The following is an 18531-nucleotide window of genomic DNA, read 5'->3' on the forward strand; positions in this document are numbered from 1 at the left end:
AAGATGGCTACTGAGTTGCGTCCGTCCGTCAGGCAAGCAGTTTCACCGATTGGCAATACCTGCAACAAAATCAGCGTCAGTTCAGGTGGTGGATTTAACCCGGCAGTGATAAACGAAGAAGATAAAGCCATTATCGATCAGTTAGATGATGATGAAGTTATCGGCCTGCGTGAGTACCGAATCTACCTCACCGAGTTCGATGCCCACAAAATGACAGCTAAGGTCATTTTGCAAGGTGATGATATGGACAGGCGTATCCCGGCCCTAATCAGCGATCCATCCGCATCTGCTTCTGACAACCCCTACCTTGCTTCGCTGGCAAAATTTCTCAATCACGGACTCAATGAGAGCGCGGCGGTCAAGATCACCGCCAAAGCATCTGTGAGGAAAGGCGCAATCAGCAAGTTCTTTATTGTAGATATTGAAATCTAGCCATAGAGAATTCCATTAAGCCCGCCACTGAGCGGGCTTTTTTCTTTTCAGTACATCAACTAACGTAATCCTGACGAGTAAAATTACTACGCTATGTTTCACAGCAACGTAGCGGCAGTAGCCTATGCTTTGAAAGCACATTATTTGCTGTGTGCGATGGCTTTCCCCATTGGAATTTGTGTCTTCTTGCCCGCCATAGAGCGGGCTTTTTTAAGCCAACTCCTCTTGCCAGAACAATCCTAACTTCATGACTTGTAGGACCATTCCCACATCGCAAGACCTCTCACACTCCTAACCTGTAAAGGCTACACGCATACAGGATGTTGCGCGTTAGCTGTACGAGATTTGCAGGTTAACCCTGTGCTGAACCACTTTGCCCGCCATTGAGCGGGCTTTTTGTGCCCATCTCTAAAGCTCACGGCTTCCATGCCGATAACATAGTGTCCAAAGAGACATGCCCCAAGGGCTAAAAAAGACTATATACAGCATCTCTGCCCGCCTCGTGCGGGCTTTTTTATAAACGCAACGCTAATTTAATCAACCGCTTACGCTTGCACATATAGCGACCACTGCTAACCTGACCATTACTGGCTCGGATGCCAGCTATGAACACATCAACAACTAAATTCCTACCACGTTGTCCGTCATCTCTCCTCGAGTGGCGGGCTTTTTTGTGCCTGCCGATCACCGCCAAAAATAAATTCACGCCAAAATCATACACATAACGTGTTAAACGCATTTTATACACAAATCGTGATTGACCATTAAATCACAATATGTGAATATTATTTCCATCAGCAGGACGCAGTAACCAACAGGATGTTGGATCGCTCTTTAACATTGATGGGGTTTATTTCTCCCGCCCTTGTGGGAGACCAAAGAGCAGTTGGCTTTGGGATTGGATGAATGCGCAGGCTGATGCGCGACCGATGTATACACAGTGCCCATGGCAAGCCGTAGCCAACCGGCGCCTCAAGACAGAGTCACTGGTAGTGCGGGCGCTCTAACCAGTATGCCGAATGAGTTAACAGCACCGGCCATCCAATCACCTAAGCCAATTACCGGAGGTAAATATGTTTGCAGCTACCAATAGCGTCAGCCGTCGCTACCTCAAGCGTGGCGAACTGATCGCAAAACGCCGTGCAGAAGCGGCTGAAGGTAAAGCCCGCGTTGACGTCAGCGCCGAGCGCGTTTCGCGCGCTGTATCAGCGCCGAGCCCTCGCGAAAAGCACGAAGATGGCGCCATGTGCCTGCCCGCCGTAGCGATTTACAGCGCCGGGCATCGCAAGGTTCGCAAAGACGCAACGCACATCATTAAGTGAGGAACCATGAATCTCTGTTACACGATTTTGGCTGGCAAATGGGATGACGGCGAAGAGAACATTAAGTTCTGCGATGACGTCGCCAGCATGGAAGAAGCTCAGCAAATCATCGCTGAAAAGCAACTGCACACCTACCCCATCTGCCGGGTTGAGGTGACAGGATTCCAAGCCGCATAAGCGGCTTTTTTTACGCCCAAATTCAGGAGATACGTGATGCAGCAGCCGATTGAAATCAACCGCCTCGACATCGTGTTCGGCGGCAAAGCTATGAAAATCCTCCCGGCCTATAACGACACGCCTGGCGAATTCAAAGAGATGGGGAATCGCTGGAACAAGTTCATCAGTCAGTGGTTCTTTAACGGACTCGATAAGAGCGAATACCCGACTGCTAAGGAAGGCGTAAACCTCAACCTGGCGCTTTTGAATATCAAGGCCTGCCTCGTTGATTACGAGCCGAAGCATGAGCACAAAATCGCGGGCGCGGCTTATCTGGCGTCCCAGTGGTTTAAGTGACACCGCAATGGCCTGTTACGACAGGTCATGACGGTGCATTTGCACCAGACGTGCAATGAGCCGCAATGCGGTATGAGAGTTTTTCGCCTTTGGCTCCTGCAGGAATGCAGGGGCCATTTTTTTAACCAAACCACCCCAACTCATTTAAGGATGTCCACGATGAATCTTGCGATCGCGGGCGGCACCATCGTGGATGCCGCTCAGCTTTATCCTTCCCAGTTAACCCGCTTAACGGAACGCCTGCGCACTATCTGCCGCTGGCTGACCGACACCATGAAACAGCCAGGGAGACCCTGATGAAGATTCGCTATTTCCAGAAAGCGCAGGAGCTTTCACGAGAGGCCCATCTGTTCGGCGACAGCGCGAAGTGGGCCATGGCAATGCTGTTGTTACGGAGAGCGCACCAGTGAAACTTTCATGGCGAGCAAAACAGGAAGTCGAAGAGATCATGAAAAACCTCTCCGAAACCGATTTAGAGCGCATCGGCGATGAAGTCGACGCGATGATGGACCAGCACAAAATTAACCCGCTGATGACGGCGCTGTGTGCGTTTCTGCCGAAGCATTTCGATTATCCCGCTGCCGAGTTGGTCGACCAAGACGACGAGCAGTACGAAGCCGCTGAAAATTTCCTGCGCGATGCGCTGGTGAAAGTTGCTAAGCGGCACATGGCGATCGCCATCTGGAAAAGCAGACACAGCTTCGATGAGGTGGCGTGATGGAGCCCGGCATCTATTACGACATCAGTAACGAGTCGTACCACAGCGGCCCCGGCATCAGCAAATCGCAGCTGGACGACATCGCGATCAACCCGGCCATCTTTCAGTGGCGCAAAGAAGCACCCGAGGACGAAGAGAAGAAATCTGCACTGGATATGGGCACAGCCCTGCACTGCCTGCTGCTGGAACCTGAAGAGTTTGATCACCGCTTCATCGTGGCTCCCGAATTTAACCGCCGGACCAATGAAGGCAAGGCGAACGAAAAAGCCTTTCTGCAGGACTGCGCCGGTCTAGGCATGACGGTGATGGATGCCGAGGAAGGCCGCAAACTGAAGCTTATGCGTGCCAGCGCCCTCGCCCACCCGGCCGCGCGCTGGCTGCTGGAAGCTGAAGGCCATCAAGAGGCGTCCATCTACTGGAACGATGAGCAGACCGGCGAGCTTTGCCGGATCCGGCCAGATAAGTTTCTCTCTGGTCAGCCCGTCATCGTCGACGTGAAGAAAGTGGCTGATATGTCCCGCTTCGCTCGCCACGTCGAAGAGTTTCGCTATCACGTTCAGGACGCCTACTACCGCGAAGGCTTCAGCAAGCACTTCGGCGAATACCCGCTTTTCGTTTTCATCGCCGTCAGCGAGTCGATCGACTGCGGCCGGTATCCGGTGCGCACTTTCCAGCTGCAGGAGGACGATGTTGCCGTGGGCTACGACCTCTTCCGCCGCGACCTGAATACCTATCACGAATGCATGCTGACCGGTAACTGGGGCGGCATTGAAGAAATCACGCGCCCGGACTGGGCCAAAAGGAAGGATTACGCATGAGCAACGAAATCACAAACGCGCCTGTCAACGAGGCCGACACCAAAGCGGCAATTTTCAGCCCTACCGGCTTGCAGAAGCTGCAGGCGTTCGCTGAAGTGATGGCGCTGGGAAAAGCCACTGTTCCGGCACATCTGGCGGGCAAGCCGGCCGACTGTCTCGCTATCGCGCTGCAGGCTGCGCAGTGGGGCATGAACCCCTATGCAGTAGCGCAGAAAACGCATCTCGTTAACGGCACGCTGGGTTACGAGGCACAACTGGTAAACGCCGTCATCACCAGCTCTACGGCCGTACAGGGTCGCTTCAAATATGAGTACGGTGGCGACTGGGAGAAGTTGAAGCCCGGCGCGGCTAACGCGGCAAATGAACGCGGTCTGTTTGTCCGGGTCGGTGCCGTGCTGCGCGGCGAGACGGAAATCACCTGGGGCGAGCCGCTGTATCTGGAGTTCGTGACCACCCGCAACTCTCCGCTCTGGAAAACGGCGCCGAAGCAGCAGCTGGCTTATCTGGCCGTCAAATACTGGGCGCGCCTCTACTGCCCTGACGTGATTCTCGGCGTTTACACCCCGGATGAGTTTGAGCCGGCGCAGCGCGCGGAACGCGACATCACCCCGGCGCGCAGCCGTGCGGATCTGAACAACCTGATTAACAGCAAGCCCGAAACGCAGCAGCCCGAGCGCGAAATTAACCCGGCGACGATTACCAGTGCACCAGCGCGCACGCCGGACGAGCTGCTTGCCGATTTCACCACCGCTGCAGCTGAAGCGGAAAACGTGGCCGGTCTGGACCGCTGCTACAAATACGCGGCACGAATGCTGGCGAAGGAGGCTGAGACACTCGAAAAAGCCACCGATGTTTACCTGCTGCGCAAGGCGGAAATTGAAGAGGCTATTGGCTAATCACAGAGGTGAATATGCAATCACCTGAATACCGGCGTCGTGGCAATCAGTTAACTTTTGGCCGCCGCTGGTCGCACGATGAGAGAGGCCTTCTGAAAGAACTTGCAGCAACTACCTCACCCAAACTGATAGCCCGACAGCTTAATCGCTCTTATGAATTGGTATGCAAAAAGGCGTTCCGTTGCGGCGTTCGATTTCGTTCTGGGCGCAGGTAGTCTGGCGTTGCATAAAAGGATGGTCAAAGGGTTTCATCGAAACCATTGACGCGTCATTTATTACATGTCATATATAGCATATACAAAACAACATGTGAGGACGGAATGGAATTTGATGCTGGAAGTTTTTCTGATATTGCCGATACCGTATTAGGAAAAGCGTTATGGAATTTTCTTATATCCCCAGAAGCGCTACTAATGATGAAAACTGCAACATATCTTTCTAAGCCAGCTCTTGAGCCACTTCAACCAAGCCTGTTAGAGGCATTTGGTGAAGAAGTAAAAAACGACCGCATTAAGCAAATGCTAGGAAAGATGGTTCGGCAGATTATGGAAAATCAAGGATATGCCCTTGACCAAGTAGGAGTAAGGTTGAAGCAGAATCCTTTATTTTTAAGCGCAGCTAGATATAAAAAATGGGGTTAAACTATGAATAATAAAATGGAAGTAAGTAAGTGGGTTTCTGGACATGTCGAAGGTATGGCTGAAGCAGCCCGTTTTCACAAAGCTGAATCAGTTAGAATTGGCATGACAGGCGAAGGCATCAGGCCGAACTATCAGCTGATAGATGATAAATCTAATGAAATTGCTATTAATGGTATTAACCACCAGCCGTTCATGAGAGTAAGTGAGTTTGAACGAGGCAGAATCTCAAAAGCTTACAAAATAGAAGAGATAATAAGAATGAGGGTTTGGGGTGGTTTCATTGAGTTAGAAGACGTGAATTAAATTTCACATAGACTTCGCCAACAAAGAAGAGCGCGACCGGATAAACGTCGAACTGGCGGCATCTGGCATTGCTTATAAAGAGCGGATAAATATGCCTGTGATCGCGTATGAAGTAGAGATGCAGCAGCCGGAGCCGTTGCGCGCTTACTTTCAAGAGCGTCTAAAGTTTTATAGGGAAGAGTCGACGAAGTTCCCGCGCGGCACTGATCCGGTTTATCAGAAGGAGTTAAAGGATTGAGTTGGCATCACGAAGATTACATAAGCCTAATCTCCTCTCTGGGAGGGCTTGGTTCAGCTATCTTTGCGGCATACGCCACTTATCAGGCGAGAAAGTCTACAGACATTTCAAAGCTGGCCCTTGAAAGAACTGAAAGACAAAATGAGATATCCAGAATAATGGATGAACTGGTTCGATTATCTGAAAGATGCAATAACTGCATAGGTGAAGACTCTCATGTTGTTGAGACGATCGAGAAAGTAAGCGAGATGGCGGCAGCTTGTTTCTATGCAGAGAAATCAATCACTTCATCCCATGTTAGTGATAGTGACAGGCAAATATTAACTGACTTTTTCATAAGGCATTTAAGGCCTGGCGTGTTAGGTGAGATTGAGAATGCTGAAGCTTTGAAAAAAGTTGGCATGAAACCCCATGATAAAGACCTCAGGGATATATACAGAGACGCTCAAATATTTTTGCAGGTAGATGACCCGTCTACGATTCATGAATCAATAATATCTTGATGATAAAGCCGCCCACTGAGGCGGTTTTTTTACGCCTGAAATCTATGAAAGAACGCATCTACGGCGACACCGAACCTGCCCACATCGTCGTCGCCAGTAAGGCACTGGAAGCGCATAAAGCCAGGTATGGCGAGGGCAACAAGCACCATCACATCACCTATTCCATCGCCTATCGCGGCAAACACTATCAGGTTGAGGTCATTACCCGTCGCACAACCATGGCTGCGACCGTAATTACCGGCACCCGCAACCTTTCTCGTTTACCGGAGTTCGCATGAGCCCTGAAGCAGAAAACGCACTTCGCTCGGTGGCGCGGAAATGCCGCGCCGACATTCTGATCGCGACCAAAGGAAAGCCGCGATCGGAGCACGACCGCATCATAACCACCCTTCTCGATAAACACGCCAAAACCGTTCAATGCCTCCCGCCAGGCACATTTCCAGCAAAACGCTGGCTGTCCTTCTATGTGCGGCAGGTTGATAAGGAGATAAGACAGTGAAATACGGCTCTGTTTGCAGTGGCATAGAGGCTGCCAGTGCTGCCTGGGAGTCACTGGGCTGGAAACCTGCATGGTTCAGTGAAATAGAACCCTTCCCTTCTGCCGTGCTGGCGCACCATTGGCCTGAAGTGAGTAACCTGGGTGACATGACAGCCATCGCAGCGCGGATTGCTACTGGCGAAGTGGAAGCCCCGGACATTCTGGTTGGGGGGACACCTTGCCAGGCCTTTTCAGTGGCCGGTCTTCGAAACGGACTCGAAGACGCACGCGGCCAGTTAACTCTTTCATTCGTGGAATTAGCCAATGCAATCGACACGCGACGAACCGACAATGAACAGCCACCTGCCATTATCGTCTGGGAAAACGTCCCAGGCGTCCTCAGCAGTAAAGACAACGCCTTCGGATGCTTTCTGGCAGGACTTGCCGGAGAAAGCAGTGAGATCCAGCCAGCAGGGGGAAAATGGACAAACGCTGGTTGTGTGTCTGGACCACAAAGGGCTATCGCCTGGCGAGTCCTTGATGCTCAATTTTTCGGAGTGGCCCAACGCCGCCGCCGTGTGTTCGTTGTCGCAAGTGCTCGAGACGGAGTTGATCCCTCAGCAGTACTTTTTGAGCTCAACAGCATGCGCCGGGATACTCCGCCGAGCAGGGAAACGGGGGCGTCAGTTGCCGCCCTTACTGCAAACGGCGTTGGAACGTGTGGCGCAGACGACAATCAAGGACAGGCGGGACACCTGCTCGCAGCATTCGGTGGAGGAAACCGCAGCGGAGCCATTGATGTCGCCGCCTGCCTGACGGCCAAAGGGCAGCGGCAAGACTTTGAAGTGGAGACGTTTGCATTGGCCTTCCCGGAGCGTATGAGCGGAACGCAAGCTGCATCAACAGGAGACCTGTCACCAGCGCTAATGTCACGCAACCCAACCGCGATCGCCTTCAGCAGTAAGGATTTTGGCGGTGATGCGGCACCTGAGATTTGCCCAACGCTTCGCGCCGGCGGGCACTGTGGGAGCCATGCGAACGCCGGAAACCCACCAGCAATATGCATATCGCTTAGAGGCCGGGAAGGCGGTGCTACTGCAGAGATGGGAGATGACCTATCCAACTGTCTGCGTGCCTCAAGTGGCGGTGGCGATAAGCCTCACGCGCTGGTGAATATGGAAGTCAGGCGCCTTACTCCGGTTGAGTGTGAGCGTCTGCAGGGCTTTCCGGATAATCACACGCAAATCCCTTGGCGCGGCAAAGAAACTGAAAACTGCCCGGACGGTCCACGATACCGGTCGATTGGTAATAGCATGGCCGTTCCGGTAATGCGATGGATAGGCGAACGCATAGCCGCTGCCCTGCCGGTAGTGAAAACTATTGGCGATTATGGCGGCAGCACAACTCCGCCCGAGCATCGCGACAGCTGGCAGACGCCGCCGGAGATATTCGCAGCGCTGAAGCGGGAGTTTCGCTTTGTGGCCGATGTGGCCGCCAGCGCAGAGAACCACCTGTTGCCGGTTTACTTCACCGAAAAGGATGATGCGCTGGCGCAGGATTGGGCCGGACAACTGCCACTGGGGATCACCTGGTGCAATCCGCCCTATAGCGACATTTCTCCTTGGGTGAAAAAAGCCGCGGAAGAGTGTCGCAAAGGGATCGGCACCGTGATGCTTGTTCCCGCTGACACTTCGGTCGGCTGGTTCAGCCTGGCACGAAACTCATGCACCGAGGTGCGCTTCATTATTGACGGCCGCCTCTCGTTTATTCGCGCTGATACCGGCAAACCAGTCAATGGCAACAACAAGGGCTCGATGCTGCTGATCTGGAACCCGTTCGCCTCAGATTTTGGAATAACCGGGTATGTCTCGCGCGACACGCTGATGGCGATCGGAAGGAAATTATTGTCCGACCGGGAGCCGGCCGACGAGCGCGCCGCATGACAGCCACCAGAAAGAAGCCGACATGGGCTGGATTATCACTAATCTGGCCCTTTTTATTTGTATCGTGCTGGCCTGGCTATGGCCGCCAAAGGAGTAGATATGAGCCTTGATGTAATGCCCATTTCAGCATACTGCCAAACCACAGGAGAATCGGAGGAAGCCATTAACAAACGGATACAAAGGAAGATCTGGAGGATGGGAGTTCACGTATTAAAAGTGGACGGCGTCCGGGAGCGCTGGATAGATACAGAAGAGGTGAACCGATGGGCAAGAAGCAGCAAGGATCCGCTTTACCGCGCGGAATAACCGTGCGGCGCCATAAGACTGGCGAAACGCTGCAGCTGACATTTACGTTTAATGGCGTTCTGTGCAGAGAGCCATTGTCGGGGATGGAGGTGAATGCGAGAAATATAAAGTATGCCGAGCGGTATCTGGGAGAGATTCAGAACCGCATCGCGTCGGGGGATTTTAACTACCTGCAGTACTTCCCCCGTTCGAAAAAGGCCGCGCTGTTCGGGCATCAGAAGAAGAAAAAAACGGTAAAGGATTACCTTGAGGAGTACCTGGTCATAAGCGAGAACCGCAACCTGTCACCCTCCACTCTGGATGGCTACAGGAAATGCCTGCGATCGCTCAGGGTGCTTCACAATATCTACGTTACGGAGCTGACGCCGGCGGCGCTAAAAAGCTGGGTATCGACGCAAAAGACGAAGCTGAAGACTATTCGAAATCGCCTGTCCTTTTTGCGTAGCGCCATTGATGAAGCGGTAACAGATGGGCTTATCAGTGATAATCCTGTCGCGCACATCAGCGCATCTCGCTACTTCTCCATCGAGTATGGAAACACTGAGGAGTACGAGGTCGACCCGTTCACGCCGGCAGAAATCAGCATCATCTATATGCACTGCCTCTACCCACAGTGGAAGGCGACATTCCAGTTTGCACTAAACACCGGCGTTCGCCCTTCCGAATTATGTGCTCTGCGATGGCGGGATATAGACTTTGAGAGGAAGACGGCGTTTGTGCAGAACGCCGTTGTTGAGGGGGTGGAGAAATCAACGAAGACGCGCGCCGGCACAAGGAAGATAGATTTGAACGAGGAGGCGATCGAGGCGCTCAGCATCATGAAGCAGTTCACGCAGCTGAAGAGCGAGTTTGTATTCGAAGATCCGCGAACCGGCGAGCCGTGGGCTGGCTCAGATGCTATTCGCCAAAAGGCGTGGCGCATCATCATGCGCGAATCAAAGCTCAGGTATCGCAACCCGTATCAGACGCGTCACACGTTCGCGACGATGCATATCAGCTCAGGGGCCAACCTGTTCTGGCTATGCAAGCAAATGGGGCATAAAGGACCGGACATGCTGTTCAGAAACTACGGCTCGTACCTGGTCGATTACGATGGGCACCTGTCGAGGCCGGGGATCAAAACCGGAAGCGAATAACGGGGCAATTTAAAGAAAAATGCACGTGTAGTGCACGTGAAAAAGGATCCTTTTATGAAGCTATTTAATATCAGAAGGTTACGAAGATATGAACGCGGGTTCGAATCCCCCTCTCACCGCCACAAATTCAAGAAAATGCCTGAACTGACGTTCAGGCATTTTTTTTACATATTCTTCGATGAGAGGGGTATGAGAACCCCCGCCGGGGTTCGACAGCGGGCGAAGCACGCTGGACAGCGGAGCCTGCGACGCTGCCCGCAGGGCGAGCGCAGCGAGTCAATCCCCCTCTCACCGCCATAATTTCAGAGAAAAGCCTGAGCGAAAGTTCAGGCTTTTTTCGTTTATATCGCTCAATGAGAGGGGTATAAGAACCCCCGCCGGGGTTCGACAGCGGGCGAAGCACGCTGGACAGCGGAGCCTGCGACGCTGCCCGCAGGGCGAGCGCAGCGAGTCAATCCCCCTCTCACCGCCACAAATTCAAGAAAATGCCTGAACTGACGTTCAGGCATTTTTTTTACATATCGCTCAATGAGAGGGGTATGAGAACCCCCGCCGGGGTTCGACAGCGGGCGAAGCACGCTGGACAGCGGAGCCTGCGACGCTGCCCGCAGGGCGAGCGCAGCGAGTCAATCCCTCTCTCACCGCCACAAATCCAGGAAAATGCCTGAACTGACGTTCAGGCATTTTTTTTACCTGTCCATTAATAAGAGGGCTGGCGAACCAGTCTGTCACGCTCGAAAGATCCACCGATGAGTACCTGCAGCGCAAGGCGAAGCTGGAGAGCGCATAAGAAGAGCGACGGGATGGTTAATCTGCACTGGCAGAAGCGTGCTGGGTACGAGAAACAGGCACTGGCTGAAACGATGATGGCGTGTTAAAAAAACGCTCAACGGCTCCGCTTAAGACGCACATCATCCATTAACCAGACCAGGAGAAGTGAAGTGAAAATAATCACAACCGCAACCGCAAGCCTGTTAATGCTTATGAGCAGCGCTCACGCTGAAGGGCTGACGACCTCAGCGGATGGCAAAAAACTGACCGTCACCTTCGGTCAGCCCACCATTAAGCAGGTGCTGCACTACCGTAAAATGTACGACAAAAAACCGTTCCCCGATGCCGAGATCTACTATTACGATAACGGCGTCTATAAAATCATTTCACAGGGTGAAGACCACTATGGTGTTTACTCCATGCAGGGCAAGTTTGAAGATGAAACCTTCACCGTCCGTTTCATTTCACTCCCTTCAGGCGACTGGGGTAATAAAACGGCCTTTCATCAGTTAACCTTCGTTCGGGGAGAAAAGCAGAACGTGTTTATTCAGAACGCGATTGTTGATACTGGCGAAGCCATTGCCCAACAGAACGGCACCTATACCCAGGAAAAAAATACCGTAACAAACCCCATTTCCACCAAATGGAAAGATAATTAATTCTCATCTGACTCTCTGTCCTTCACCACATATCACTAACCGAGAGAGGCAGCGCTTTGCTGAGGGTTTATAACCACAGTGGGCCGTGAAAAGATCGCTTTATCGGTCGCCAGCCCTCACACCGCCCTGCACCTTCAGGAAAATGCCTGAACGCAGGTTCAGGCATTTCTCTTTTATATACCCCGCTATGCCGCTTAACGGGCCGCCACTGGCGCACACGGGATCCGCTCAGTTAACCCTGCGCCAGAAAGCGTGAGTCGGTGCCCATAAAAAAACCCGGCTTGCGCCGGGTTTTGCTTGCTACACAGACTCACTCAAATCAATCAACCATACGCGTGAAGCGTTCGCTGACACAGCGCCGAGCGCACGCAGTCATCTTTGCCGAAGCGAACAATGCCCACCATCTCGTCCTCTTCGAATCGCGCCAGCGCGTCCGCAAGACCGGAAGGCACCCCAGCGGGCAAGTCGCACTGGGTAATATCGCCGTTAACAATCACCGTGACGTTTTCGCCAAGGCGCGTCAGGAACATCTTCATCTGGGCTGCGGTTACGTTTTGCGCCTCATCGAGGATCACCACCGCGTTTTCAAAGGTACGGCCGCGCATATAGGCGAAAGGCGCGATTTCCACCTTGCCGATTTCGGGTCGCAGACAGTACTGCATAAAGGAAGCGCCAAGACGTTTAACCAGAACGTCGTAGACCGGCCGGAAGTACGGGGCGAATTTTTCTGAAATATCCCCTGGCAGGAAACCCAGATCTTCATCGGCCTGTAACACCGGACGCGTAACGATAATCCTGTCGATATCCTTATGTATCAGGGCCTCTGCCGCTTTTGCGGCGCTGATCCAGGTTTTACCGCATCCAGCTTCGCCGGTTGCAAAGATCAGCTGTTTCGATTCTATGGCCTGGAGATAGTGCGCCTGAGCGTCGTTTCTGGCGGCGATCGGCGAACGGTCGCGCACGTCGCGCGCCATACCGATAGCATCCAGCCCACCCATCTGCACCAGCGAAGTGACCGATTCTTCTTCGCGCTGACGATGACTGCGAGAGTCACCACGAAGCACCCTTCTGGCTTCACGACGCGCTTTGATCACTGCTTTCTGTCTTCCCATAGTCGCACCTTACAGTTGGTTTCATTTCCCGCGTTGGGCGCTTGCCCGCCACGATTAACTGAACGCTTTAGAGGTTTGATTGGCTTCCTTTAGAGCCATGACGTACCGTTGATAAAGATGTGTCGCCGCACCGAGGCGCAAACGCACACCGGTAAAGTTTGAGGTGAAACAGTAATCTGTTAAAGAAGGGGTGGCTGTCGAAGGCGCGCAAGCCCTCGCTGAAGAGTGTGGAACCTGAAGTAAAACCGTCTGTCCTGTAAAGGACCTTCCCATGCGCGACTCCAGTCTGCAATACAACACGCTTATCCATTAAACTGCACTAATTTTAACAGATTTGGCAACATTAATTTTACGCGCAAGCCCGGAATTCAGAAATAACAGCCGACGACGGGCGGGGAAAAAAAGAGTTTGTTATAGCGATCAAGGCATTAGATTTTCAGGCGGGAAAAAAATATTTTGCGCCGCCGCCGCGGCGGCGCAGGTGACATCAGGCTTCCAGCAGCGGCTGCGCCAGATAGTGCTTAGCGTCGGGAACGCCGGGCAAAACAAAGAAGTAGCCGCCGCCAATGGGACGCACATACTCCTCCAGCGCTTCGCCGTTAAGCCGCTTCTGTACCGTGATAAAGCCCTTTTCCAGGTCATGCTGATAGCAGACGAACAGCAGCCCCATATCCAGCTGCCCTGATGCGGTCGTGCCCGCCGAATAGCTGTAGCCACGGCGCAGCATCAGGCTGCTCTCCGTCTCGCGCGTGCGCGGGTTAGCGAGGCGAATATGGGCGTCGAGCGCAATAACCTCGCCGTCGGGATCTTTCGTATAGTCCGGCACGTCGTGCTCATGCTGCATGCCCAGCGGCGCACCGCTCAGCTTGTCGCGGCCGAAGATGGCCTGCTGTTCGCCCAGCGGCGTGCGGTCCCACATCTCAACGCGGAAGCGGATTATCCGCGCCGCCTGATAGCAGCCGCTGTGGGTCCACGCCGGCTCGTCCTGATCGGCCGTGACCCACAGCAGCTTGTCCATCAGCGGCTTATCCTGCATATCGGGATTGGCCGTGCCGTCCTTAAAGCCCAGCAGGTTGATGGGCGTCTCTTTGCCCTGGCTGCGCGCGGCGTGATCGGCGATAAAGCCTTCGCGCCGCCAGCGTACGCCCAGCAGGTCAGGCGTATATTTCACGATATCGCGCAGCGCGTGGATCACCGTGTCCTGGGTATTGGCGCAGATCTGCAGCAGCAGATCGCCGTGGCACTGGGCGGCATCCAGCGAATCGTTGGGGAAGCGCGTCATGCTTTGCAGCTTTTTGGGCTTCAGCGCCTGCAGGCCAAAACGCTCATCAAACAGCGACGCGCCCACCGAAACCGTGATGGTGAGGTTGTCCGGCGCGATCTCCGCCCCGAGAATGCCTGAATCCATCGGCGGCAGCCTGGGATTGGTCACCGCCGGCGCCGGGCCGCCGCTGGTCAAAAAGGCGATGCGCGCGGTGAGCAGCTGAAACAGCCGCACCAGATCGGATTTATCGCTGGCCAGCACGTCGAAGGCGACCAGCATCATCGACGCCTGCTGCGGCGTGGTGATGCCCGCCTGATGCTGCCCGTAAAAGGGTTGCACCTGACGTCGCGCGTCGGGCGCAACCGTACCGGGAGAGAAGCTCTCGGCCGCCGCGTGAAACGGACAGCCGCCGCTCAGGGCGGCCGCGCCGCCAAACAGCCCCAGCCCTTTTAACAGGCGCCGCCGCGCGGGCTGCGCCTCATCCTTTTGACGACTCATATCAATCGAGACCCAGGGTACCGCGCAGTAAAGAGAGATCTTCCGCCAGCGCGGTAATCGGTCCTTTCAGCGCATTGCGATCCGCGCTGGTGAGCTTCTCATAGGAGGCGAAGCCCGCCCCCTCGCGGTACTTGCTCAGAATAGCGTCAACTTTTTTAAAGTTGCCGTCGACTTTCGCCAGCAGCTGCGGATTCGCCTGCTGCAGCTGGGGACGCAGCAGATCGACAATCTTTTGCGCGCCGTCGATATTCGCCTGGAAATCCCACAGGTCGGTGCGGCTGTAGCGATCCTCTTCGCCGGAGATCTTGCTGGAGGCGACCTCTTCAATCAGGCCAGCCGCGCCGCCGACCACTTTTACCGGCGGGAAAGCCAGCTCGCTGATGCGGGTCTGCAAATCCTGCACGTCGCGGTTGAGCTGGGTGGCATAGCCCTCCATGCCTTTAGTGCTGTTATCGCTGAACAGCGCTTTCTCCAGGCGGTGGAAACCGGTGAACTTCGGATCTTCCGCTTTCTTCTCATAGTCATCTTCGCGCGCGTCGATGCTGCCGTCGAGATCGGAGAAAAGCTCGGCGATAGGCTCGATACGCTCGTAGTGCTGGCGGGTCGGCGCATAGAGCGCGCGCGCTTTCTCGATATCGCCCGCCTTCACCGCATGGGTAAAGGCTTCGGTGCTCGCCGCCAGCTGCGCCACTTCCTGCGTCACGTAGGCTTTATAGGCGGTGATGGGACCGGCCAGCGCCAGCACGTCAGGTTTGTCCCCTTTCGCGGCTGGTGCCCCCTCGCCCTGCACGATCAGTTTGCCCTTCGGATTGCTCAGCAGGCCGCAGGTCATCTCATACTCGCCCGCCTCCAGGTTGGCAGTGAGCTTCTGGCTGAAGCCCGGCGCGATATTCTCACGCTCTTCCACCACCAGCACGCCTTTCAAAATCTCCCACTCCAGCGCTTTCTGACTGTTGTTCTTGATCAGAAACTGGGTTTTGCCTGGCTTGACCGTCAGCTGCATCGGTTCGCACTGGGTATCCGTCACGCTGACGGCGACCTGCGGAATATCGGCAGCCGCAGCGGTTCCCGTCAGCGCCAGCAGCGAGGCCAGCAGGGTTTTGCGGCGAAAGCGAATCATCATAGAGTTATCCCTGTTTAGTCGAGAGTTGGCGCGCCGGACGTGCCGGCAGTAAAAACAGCAGCAGCGCCGGAATAAGATAGAGAAAATAGGCCGTCACTTCGCTGACGCTCGGCGTCTCCTGATAGCCCAGTACGCCCTCAAGCAGCGTGCCCGCCAGCGAATGGGTGGAGAGCACGTTGCTCAGGTCGAAGGCGACGCCTTGAAAATGGTTCCACAGGCCCGCTTCATGGAATGCGCGGATTGCGCCCGCCGCCAGCCCGGCAGCGACAAAGAGAATAAACAGGCTGCTCCAGCGGAAAAAGTGCGCCATATTCAGCCGTACGCCGCCCCAGTAGAGCAGCACGCCCAGCACCACCGCCGTGGCCAGACCGAGCAGCGCCCCCACCGGCGGCGCATAGCCGACATCCTGGGTGAAGGCCGCCAGCAGAAAGAACACCGACTCCAGCCCTTCGCGCGCCACGGCGAGAAACACCATCAGCACCAGCGCCAGCCCGCCGCGCCCGCTCTGACTCAGCGCCTGATCTACCGCCTGCTCAAGCTGCGCGCGCATATTGCGCGCCACCTTACGCATCCAGAACACCATTGAGGTAAGGATCGCCACGGCCACCACGGCCACGATGCCCTCAAACAGCTCCTGCTGTTTCTGCGGGAATTCGCCGGTGGTCTGATTGATGATAATGCCGAGCGCCAGGCAGAGGGCCGCCGCGATAAATACGCCCGCCCACAGCGCGGGAAACCAGCGGGTGCGGCCGGTGCGCTTAAGATAGCTGGCGATCAGGCTGACGATCAGCGCCGCTTCCAGGCCTTCGCGCAGCATGATAAGAAAGGGAACAAACATCGCCGACCTCTTGAATGTTAAGCAGCGTCAATCGCAGGTAAAGTTAGGTAAAATGCGAACGATACCGATTATCATTATCGCGGTGGAAAAAACAAGTAATGCTGCGAAATTATTTACGGCCCTGCAGAGATAAAAAAAGCCCGCGCCTCTTCAGGTCGCGGGCTTGTATGTTGTAATGAATTACTTCGTCTGGTACTCCGCTTCGGCCGCCTCAAAGCGCTGCTGCGCGGCGGCAGACGGCTCACGGCCCATCAGGCTGAAGAGCACAATGGCGATGCTGGAGAAGGCAAAGCCCGGAATAATTTCATACAGGCCCAGCCAGCCATACTGTTTCCAGATCAGCACCGTCGCCGCACCGATCACCATGCCAGCCAGCGCGCCGTTGCGCGTCATGCGCTTCCAGCAGACGCCGAACAGCACCACCGGACCAAAGGCGGCACCGAAACCGGCCCAGGCGTAGCTCACCAGCCCCAGCACGCGGTTATCCGGGTTAGAGGCGAGCGCGATAGCGACCAGCGCCACCAGCAGCACCATCGCGCGACCAAACCAGACCAGCTCTTTCTGGCTGGCGTTTTTGCGCAGGAAGCCTTTATAGAGATCCTCAGTCAGCGCGCTGGAGCAGACCAGCAGCTGGCAGCTAAGGGTCGACATCACCGCCGCCAGAATGGCCGAAAGCAGAATGCCGGCGATCCACGGGTTAAACAGAATGCGCGCCAGCTCGATAAAGACGCGCTCGCCGTTGCCGCTGACGTTCGCCGCCAGCTCCGGGTGATTCTGGAAGTAGGCGATGCCGAAGAAGCCGACCGCCACCGCGCCCGCCAGGCAGAGCACCATCCAGGCCATACCGATGCGGCGTGCGGTGCGGATTGAGCGATGCGAATCCGCCGCCATAAAGCGCGCCAGGATGTGCGGCTGGCCGAAGTAGCCGAGGCCCCAGCCCAGCAGCGAAATCACCGCAACAAAGTTGAGCCCCTTCAGCATATTGATGTTTTCAATGCTCTTCGCCTCGATCACCGCCAGCGAGTCGTCCAGCCCGCCTACCGCGACAATCACGATAATCGGCGTCAGCACCAGTGCGAAAATCATCAGGCTCGCCTGCACGGTATCGGTCCAGCTAACCGCCAGGAAGCCGCCCACCAGGGTATAAAGAATGGTCGCAGCGGCGCCGGCCCACAGCGCGGTTTCATAGCTCATGCCGAAGGTGCTTTCAAACAGGCGCGCGCCCGCTACCACGCCGGAAGCGCAGTAGATGGTGAAGAAAATCAGGATCACCAGCGCAGAGATAACGCGCAGCAGTTTGCTTTTATCCTCAAAGCGGCTGGTGAAAAAATCGGGCAGCGTCAGGGCGTTGTCATGGTGTTCGGTCTGCACGCGCAGACGTCCCGCCACGATTTTCCAGTTCAGCCAGGCGCCGATGGTCAGGCCGATAGCGATCCAGCTTTCCGAGATGCCGGAGAGAAAAATGGCGCCCGGCAGCCCCATCAGCAGCCAGCCGCTCATGTCGGACGCGCCCGCAGAGAGCGCGGTCACCACGCTGCCCAGACTGCGGCCGCCCAGAATGTAATCGTCGAAGTTTTTGGTTGAACGATAGGCCACGAAGCCTATCAGCACCATCCCAAGGATATAAATTACAAAAGTCACCAGCATCGGTGTGCTTACACTCATTCATCTCTCCACTTTATAGTTGATTTCCCGAGAGAAACCGTACGCTGTGGCCTCGTCGGAACGGGACAACGCCACAGGTTTTGTCCAGCTTCAGGCGCCTGACCTTTCCCAAGGCGCGGTATCCTGCCGGAAAGGTGCGATACGCACAATGGATTTAACACAGGCATTACAGCGATTTCACCTGTTAATGGCTAAATTTTGTTAACAGGTTGCACTCGCTCACAGTTCCATAGTTGCACCTCTTTAAACCTTCATTAATGCAGTAAGTTAGCGCCATGCAATTTTGGCGAGATTCTTGCAGCAAGTTCCGTGCCGCCTTTTAAAGCGTTAACAAATTAATCATTAAAAAGGCTG

Annotated in this window: 23 protein-coding genes and 2 other RNA genes; 20 read left to right on the forward strand and 5 right to left on the reverse strand. The window is 54.9% G+C overall.

Annotated features, from left to right (window positions below):
- The first annotated feature begins 3 nt into the window (after positions 1-3).
- The 20 genes from LB453_RS14520 to LB453_RS14615 all read left to right on the forward strand — a co-directional run bounded on the left by LB453_RS14520 (position 4) and on the right by LB453_RS14615 (position 11677).
- Positions 4-432 carry a hypothetical protein gene (locus LB453_RS14520; protein ID WP_224481493.1) on the forward strand — a complete coding sequence of 143 codons (429 nt, stop codon included), beginning with the start codon at positions 4-6 and terminating at the stop codon, positions 430-432.
- A gap of 1073 nt (positions 433-1505) precedes the next feature.
- Positions 1506-1754 (forward strand): hypothetical protein, encoded by a 249-nt coding sequence (locus LB453_RS14525; RefSeq protein ID WP_224481494.1) that lies wholly within the window; start codon positions 1506-1508, stop codon positions 1752-1754.
- Between the two features lie 6 nt (positions 1755-1760).
- Complete coding sequence (locus tag LB453_RS14530; protein ID WP_224481495.1) at positions 1761-1931, forward strand: hypothetical protein; 171 nt, start codon at positions 1761-1763, stop codon at positions 1929-1931.
- Positions 1932-1967: 36 nt separating this feature from the next.
- Entirely contained in the window at positions 1968-2267 is a 300-nt protein-coding gene (locus LB453_RS14535; RefSeq protein ID WP_224481496.1) for a hypothetical protein, read from the forward strand.
- A gap of 159 nt (positions 2268-2426) precedes the next feature.
- A complete protein-coding gene (locus LB453_RS14540; protein ID WP_224481497.1) occupies positions 2427-2564 on the forward strand; it encodes a protease FtsH-inhibitory lysogeny factor CIII in 138 nt (45 codons plus the stop codon).
- Between the two features lie 109 nt (positions 2565-2673).
- Positions 2674-2985: a hypothetical protein gene (locus LB453_RS14545; protein WP_224481498.1), complete on the forward strand. Its 312-nt coding sequence runs from the start codon at positions 2674-2676 to the stop codon at positions 2983-2985.
- Positions 2985-3803, forward strand: coding sequence for a PD-(D/E)XK nuclease-like domain-containing protein (locus LB453_RS14550; RefSeq protein ID WP_224481499.1), 819 nt, complete (start codon positions 2985-2987; stop codon positions 3801-3803). Before LB453_RS14545 ends, LB453_RS14550 begins: the two co-directional genes overlap by 1 nt.
- The gene (locus LB453_RS14555; RefSeq protein WP_224481500.1) at positions 3800-4699 is read left to right on the forward strand and encodes a RecT family recombinase; all 900 of its coding nucleotides are present in this window, start codon (positions 3800-3802) and stop codon (positions 4697-4699) included. Before LB453_RS14550 ends, LB453_RS14555 begins: the two co-directional genes overlap by 4 nt.
- Positions 4700-5019: 320 nt before the next feature.
- On the forward strand, positions 5020-5340 hold the full coding sequence (locus LB453_RS14560) for a hypothetical protein (RefSeq protein ID WP_224481501.1): 321 nt from the start codon (positions 5020-5022) through the stop codon (positions 5338-5340).
- A 3-nt stretch (positions 5341-5343) separates the two neighbouring features.
- Positions 5344-5643 carry a hypothetical protein gene (locus LB453_RS14565; RefSeq protein ID WP_224481502.1) on the forward strand — a complete coding sequence of 100 codons (300 nt, stop codon included), beginning with the start codon at positions 5344-5346 and terminating at the stop codon, positions 5641-5643.
- Positions 5639-5881 (forward strand): DNA polymerase III subunit theta, encoded by a 243-nt coding sequence (locus LB453_RS14570; protein ID WP_224481775.1) that lies wholly within the window; start codon positions 5639-5641, stop codon positions 5879-5881. The genes LB453_RS14565 and LB453_RS14570 overlap by 5 nt, the downstream gene beginning before the upstream one ends.
- Entirely contained in the window at positions 5878-6384 is a 507-nt protein-coding gene (locus LB453_RS14575; protein WP_224481503.1) for a hypothetical protein, read from the forward strand. The genes LB453_RS14570 and LB453_RS14575 overlap by 4 nt, the downstream gene beginning before the upstream one ends.
- 44 nt (positions 6385-6428) lie before the next feature.
- Positions 6429-6662: a DUF4060 family protein gene (locus LB453_RS14580; protein ID WP_224481504.1), complete on the forward strand. Its 234-nt coding sequence runs from the start codon at positions 6429-6431 to the stop codon at positions 6660-6662.
- Entirely contained in the window at positions 6659-6883 is a 225-nt protein-coding gene (locus LB453_RS14585; RefSeq protein ID WP_224481505.1) for a hypothetical protein, read from the forward strand. The genes LB453_RS14580 and LB453_RS14585 overlap by 4 nt, the downstream gene beginning before the upstream one ends.
- Positions 6880-8805: a phage N-6-adenine-methyltransferase gene (locus LB453_RS14590; RefSeq protein ID WP_224481506.1), complete on the forward strand. Its 1926-nt coding sequence runs from the start codon at positions 6880-6882 to the stop codon at positions 8803-8805. The genes LB453_RS14585 and LB453_RS14590 overlap by 4 nt, the downstream gene beginning before the upstream one ends.
- A gap of 99 nt (positions 8806-8904) precedes the next feature.
- Positions 8905-9111, forward strand: a complete 207-nt coding sequence (locus tag LB453_RS14595) for an excisionase (protein ID WP_072010431.1) — start codon at positions 8905-8907, stop codon at positions 9109-9111.
- Complete coding sequence (locus LB453_RS14600) at positions 9069-10247, forward strand: Arm DNA-binding domain-containing protein (protein WP_224481507.1); 1179 nt, start codon at positions 9069-9071, stop codon at positions 10245-10247. Before LB453_RS14595 ends, LB453_RS14600 begins: the two co-directional genes overlap by 43 nt.
- 168 nt (positions 10248-10415) lie before the next feature.
- A non-coding RNA gene (locus LB453_RS14605) (RtT sRNA) lies at positions 10416-10544 on the forward strand.
- A 46-nt stretch (positions 10545-10590) separates the two neighbouring features.
- Positions 10591-10719: non-coding RNA, RtT sRNA (locus LB453_RS14610), on the forward strand.
- A gap of 469 nt (positions 10720-11188) precedes the next feature.
- Positions 11189-11677: a hypothetical protein gene (locus tag LB453_RS14615; protein WP_103795489.1), complete on the forward strand. Its 489-nt coding sequence runs from the start codon at positions 11189-11191 to the stop codon at positions 11675-11677.
- A gap of 323 nt (positions 11678-12000) precedes the next feature.
- On the opposite strand, the gene phoH is transcribed toward LB453_RS14615, so the two are convergent.
- From phoH to putP, 5 genes are all read right to left on the reverse strand, one after another.
- A complete protein-coding gene (gene phoH, locus LB453_RS14620) occupies positions 12001-12789 on the reverse strand; it encodes a phosphate starvation-inducible protein PhoH (protein WP_103795488.1) in 789 nt (262 codons plus the stop codon).
- A gap of 487 nt (positions 12790-13276) precedes the next feature.
- Entirely contained in the window at positions 13277-14551 is a 1275-nt protein-coding gene (efeB, locus tag LB453_RS14625) for an iron uptake transporter deferrochelatase/peroxidase subunit (protein ID WP_103795487.1), read from the reverse strand.
- A gap of 1 nt (position 14552) precedes the next feature.
- Complete coding sequence (efeO, locus tag LB453_RS14630) at positions 14553-15674, reverse strand: iron uptake system protein EfeO (protein ID WP_103795486.1); 1122 nt, start codon at positions 15672-15674, stop codon at positions 14553-14555.
- Positions 15675-15678: 4 nt separating this feature from the next.
- Positions 15679-16512 (reverse strand): iron uptake transporter permease EfeU, encoded by an 834-nt coding sequence (efeU, locus tag LB453_RS14635; protein WP_103795485.1) that lies wholly within the window; start codon positions 16510-16512, stop codon positions 15679-15681.
- Positions 16513-16692: 180 nt separating this feature from the next.
- Positions 16693-18177 (reverse strand): sodium/proline symporter PutP, encoded by a 1485-nt coding sequence (gene putP, locus LB453_RS14640; RefSeq protein ID WP_103795484.1) that lies wholly within the window; start codon positions 18175-18177, stop codon positions 16693-16695.
- Positions 18178-18531: the final 354 nt, after the last annotated feature.

The sequence above is a fragment of the Pantoea agglomerans genome (genome assembly GCF_020149765.1).
GTDB lineage: Bacteria > Pseudomonadota > Gammaproteobacteria > Enterobacterales > Enterobacteriaceae > Pantoea > Pantoea alvi.